The sequence below is a fragment of the uncultured Frigoribacterium sp. genome (genome assembly GCF_963515265.1).
GTDB lineage: Bacteria > Actinomycetota > Actinomycetes > Actinomycetales > Microbacteriaceae > Frigoribacterium.
Window position 1 is genome coordinate 1 of sequence record NZ_CAUPYL010000223.1, and the last position, 3,887, is coordinate 3,887.

Annotated in this window: 6 protein-coding genes; 4 read left to right on the top strand and 2 right to left on the bottom strand. The window is 71.3% G+C overall.

The genetic code is table 11. The annotated features are described in order from the left end of the window. The coding region (locus RWM17_RS12945; RefSeq protein ID WP_314104285.1) for a hypothetical protein at positions 1-410 on the bottom strand (410 nt) is incomplete at its 3' end. An 88-nt stretch (positions 411-498) separates the two neighbouring features. Between RWM17_RS12945 and rplU the strand changes: the two genes are divergently transcribed. The 4 genes from rplU (at position 499) to RWM17_RS12965 (ending at position 3,611) form a co-directional block, all read left to right on the top strand. Further along, positions 499-810 carry a 50S ribosomal protein L21 gene (gene rplU, locus RWM17_RS12950; protein ID WP_123546218.1) on the top strand — a complete coding sequence of 104 codons (312 nt, stop codon included), beginning with the start codon at positions 499-501 and terminating at the stop codon, positions 808-810. 38 nt (positions 811-848) lie between these two features. Next, a complete protein-coding gene (rpmA, locus tag RWM17_RS12955) occupies positions 849-1,118 on the top strand; it encodes a 50S ribosomal protein L27 (protein WP_123546220.1) in 270 nt (89 codons plus the stop codon). 134 nt (positions 1,119-1,252) lie between these two features. Next, the gene (locus tag RWM17_RS12960) at positions 1,253-2,428 is read left to right on the top strand and encodes an alcohol dehydrogenase catalytic domain-containing protein (protein ID WP_314104287.1); all 1,176 of its coding nucleotides are present in this window, start codon (positions 1,253-1,255) and stop codon (positions 2,426-2,428) included. A gap of 217 nt (positions 2,429-2,645) precedes the next feature. Next, entirely contained in the window at positions 2,646-3,611 is a 966-nt protein-coding gene (locus RWM17_RS12965; RefSeq protein WP_314104290.1) for a phosphodiesterase, read from the top strand. 90 nt (positions 3,612-3,701) lie between these two features. Here the strand turns inward: RWM17_RS12965 and RWM17_RS12970 are convergent. Next, positions 3,702-3,887 (bottom strand): hypothetical protein (locus RWM17_RS12970; protein WP_314104292.1); only part of this gene is annotated, 186 nt, incomplete at its 5' end.

Genomic DNA, 3,887 nt, shown 5'->3' on the forward strand with positions numbered 1-3,887 from the left:
GCCGCGGCCTCGGCGGCGTACTCGGCGCGAGCCTGCGCCAGCCCCTCGGCGGTGACCCGCGTCGTGGTTCCGTCGGGCCCTGCGGCCTGGGCGTACGGGGCGAGCGTCAGCGACCGGCCGACCCGGCCGTGGACCGCCGACGCGCTGGTGCCCTGGTGCTCGGCGATCTCCGGGTAGGAGGCGCCGCCCAGCAGCAGGACCGCCTCCCCCTCGAGGGCCAGCCACTGCCCGAGGCTCGCGATCTCCCAGCCAGCCGCCGTGACGGCGGAGCCCCAGACCTCGATGTCGTCGCCGTGCTCGGACGTGAGGGCGCGCAGATCGGCCAGCAGGTCCACGAGGCGTCCCCGGGCGTCGTCGACGATCTCGGCCGTGAACTGCGGCGGGCGTCGAAGTTTGATCGGTCGTGACATCTGTGAAAGACTATCCAAGTTGCCCGAGCGGCAGCGCGACGTCGTCCGGCGATCCGGACGTCACACCCCAATCTTCCCAGGAGTTCCCATGGCATTCGCAATCGTGCGCGCCGGCGGCCGTCAGGAGAAGGTCGAGGTCGGGACGATCCTGACCGTCGACCGCCTCAAGGCCTCGGCATCCGACACCGTCTCGTTCGTCCCCGTCCTGCACGTCGACGGCGACACGATCCTCACCGGCGACGACCTCGCGAAGGTCACCGTCGAGGGCGAGGTCCTGAACGACCTCCGCGGCCCGAAGATCGTCATCCAGAACTACAAGAACAAGACCGGCTACAAGCGTCGCATGGGCTTCCGTGCCGACCTGACCCGCGTCAAGATCACCTCGATCACCACCAAGTAGCACCGCGACGCCGAAGACATCCCAGGAGCTGACACCACATGGCACACAAAAAGGGCGCATCGTCCACTCGTAACGGCCGCGACTCGAACGCACAGCGCCTCGGCGTGAAGCGCTTCGGCGGCCAGGTCGTCCTCGCCGGCGAGATCATCGTCCGCCAGCGCGGCACCCACTTCCACCCCGGCGCCAACGTCGGTCGTGGCGGTGACGACACCCTGTTCGCCCTCGCCCCCGGCGCGGTCGAGTTCGGCAACAAGGGCGGCCGCAAGGTCGTCAACATCGTCGCGACCCAGGTCGCGGTCGACGCGTAGCACCCGGTCCCGCGCACGCGCGGCATCGTCCGACGGCGGTCGTCCCCTCACGGGGCGGCCGCCGTCGTCGTGTCCCCCCGGCTTGTACCCTCCCGGTCCAGGGCGCTCCCGGTCCCCCGGCGTAGACGGGACGGATGAAGGCTCTCACCTACCAGTCCATCGCCGACGTCGCCGTCACCGAGGTGCCCGACCCCACCATCGTCGACCCGACCGACGCGGTCATCAAGGTCACGTCCGCCGCCATCTGCGGCAGCGACCTCCACCTGTACGACGTCTTCGACCCGTACCTCGACAAGGGCGACGTGCTCGGCCACGAGACCATGGGCGTCGTGACCGCGGTCGGCTCCGCCGTCTCGCGCATCCAGGTCGGGGACCGGGTCGTCGTCCCGTTCGTCATCGCCTGCCGCGAGTGCTTCATGTGCCAGCGCGGCCTGTTCTCGCAGTGCGAGACGACCCAGGTCACCGAGTACGGCTCGGGCGCGACCCTGTACGGCTACACCAAGCTCTACGGCCAGGTGCCCGGCGGCCAGGCCGAGCAGCTGCAGATCAAGCTCGCCGACGCCAACCTCGTCAAGGTGGGCCACGACCTCCCCGACGAGCGCTACCTGTTCCTCAGCGACATCCTCCCCACCGCGTGGCAGGGCGTCGAGTACGCGAACGTCCCCGAGGGGGGCACCCTCGTCGTCCTCGGCCTCGGGCCGGTCGGCCAGTTCGCGGCGCGCATCGGCGTGCACAAGGGGTTCCGCGTCATCGGCGTCGACCCCGTCCCCGAGCGCCGCGCCATGGCCGCGCGCCACGGCGTCGAGGTGCTCGACCTGACCAAGGACGTCTCGGACGTCATCAAGGGCATGACCGACGACCGCGGACCCGACTCGGTCGTCGACGCGGTCGGCATGGAGGCCCATGACCACGGCGGCGTGAGCATGGTGCAGAAGTTCGCGGCGGCGCTGCCCGACAAGGTCGGCCAGGCCCTGATGCAGAAGGCCGGCGTCGACAGCCTCAGCGCCATGCACCTCGCCTTCGAGGTCGTCCGCCGCGGCGGCACCGTCTCGCTCAGCGGCGTCTACGGCGGCACGGCCGACCCGACGCCGTTCCTCACGCTCTTCGACAAGCAGATCACCATCCGCATGGGCCAGTGCAACGTCCACCAGTGGATGGACACCCTGATGCCCCTCGTCGAGGACCCGGCCGACCCGCTCGGCACCGAGGACCTCACGACGCACCCTGTGCCCCTCGACCGCGCACCGGAGATGTACGAGCTCTTCAAGAAGAAGGAGGACGGCTGCATCAAGGTCGTCCTCAAGCCCTGACCGACCGCACCATCCGCTCACCGGGCCGGACCCGAGAGCCGAGGAGGCGCCTCCTGCGCCCCCGGCCTCGGGCCCGGCCCTGAGTTCGCCCACCGTTCACCGGAACACGCAGGTCCGTTCACCCCACACGGAGCTACCGGATGATGGACTGGTGTCGAACACACAACGAGGGTCCCGATCCCGAGGCCCCCGTCGGTGACATCGAATGAGAGCACTCATGGATCTCCGGACGGCCGAGCACCCCCGGCCCGATCACTTCGTCCTGCACCTCAGCGACACGCACCTCGTCGGAGGCGACGGGCCCCTCTACGGGGCCGTCGACAGCGAGGCCCGCCTCGGCCAGATCGTCCGCGAGATCGAGGCCTCGGGCGTCCGCCCCGAGGCCATCGTGCTGACGGGCGACCTCACCGACAAGGGCGAGCCGGAGGCGTACCGCAAGCTCCGAGCACTGCTCGAGCCGGCCGCCGAACGACTCGGCGCCCAGGTCATCTGGGCGATGGGCAACCACGACGAGCGCGGGGCGTTCCGTGAGCAGCTCTTCGGGCAGCTCCCCTCCGACCGCCCCGTCGACCTCGTCTACGACGTCAACGGCCTGCGCGTCATCACGCTCGACACGAGCGTGCCCGGGCACCACCACGGCGAGCTGACCGGCGCCCAGCTCGACTGGCTGGCGGAGGAGCTGAGCACGCCCGCCCCCGACGGCACGATCATCGCCATGCACCACCCGCCCGTCCCCTCCGTGCAGGACCTGAGCGTGCTCGTCGAGCTGCGCGACCAGGCTTCGCTCGCCGAGGTGATCGAGGGCAGCGACGTGCGCACCATCATCGCCGGCCACCTGCACTACTCGACGACGGCGATGTTCGCGGGCGTCCCCGTGAGCGTCGCCTCTGCCACCTGCTACACCCAGGACCTCAACTCGCGTCTCGGCGGCACCCGCGGCCGCGACGGCGCCCAGTCGTTCAACCTCGTGCACCTGTACCGCGACACGGTCGTGCACTCGGTCGTCCCGATGGGCACCTACGACACCGTGGGCGAGCCGGTCTCGGCCGAGTCCACGGCGGAGCGCCTCGCCGTCGCCGGCGTCCGCATCGAGCCCGCCGCGCCCCGGCACCGCCGCACCGACACGGCGCCCGTGCCCATCGTGCGCGACCTCGCGCTGACGGGCCCGATCGACACCCTCTGAGCCCGCGCGGCCCGCACGGCTGCCGAACGACGACGCCGCCCCCGGTCTCCCGGGGGCGTCGTCGTCGTCAGCGCCAGCCGACAGGGCCGATCAGCGCGTGCTGAGCCGCCGCACACGCCACGACCTGCGCACGAGCAGGGCACCGAGGAGGAGCGCCGTCAGCGCCGCCGCCACGAGCGCCCCGAGGGGGCCGGCTCCCGTGAAGGCGAGGGCCCCGCGGTCGGCGACGGTCGACGACGGACCGTCGGAGGCGGTCCCGTCGCCCGGGGACCCGGG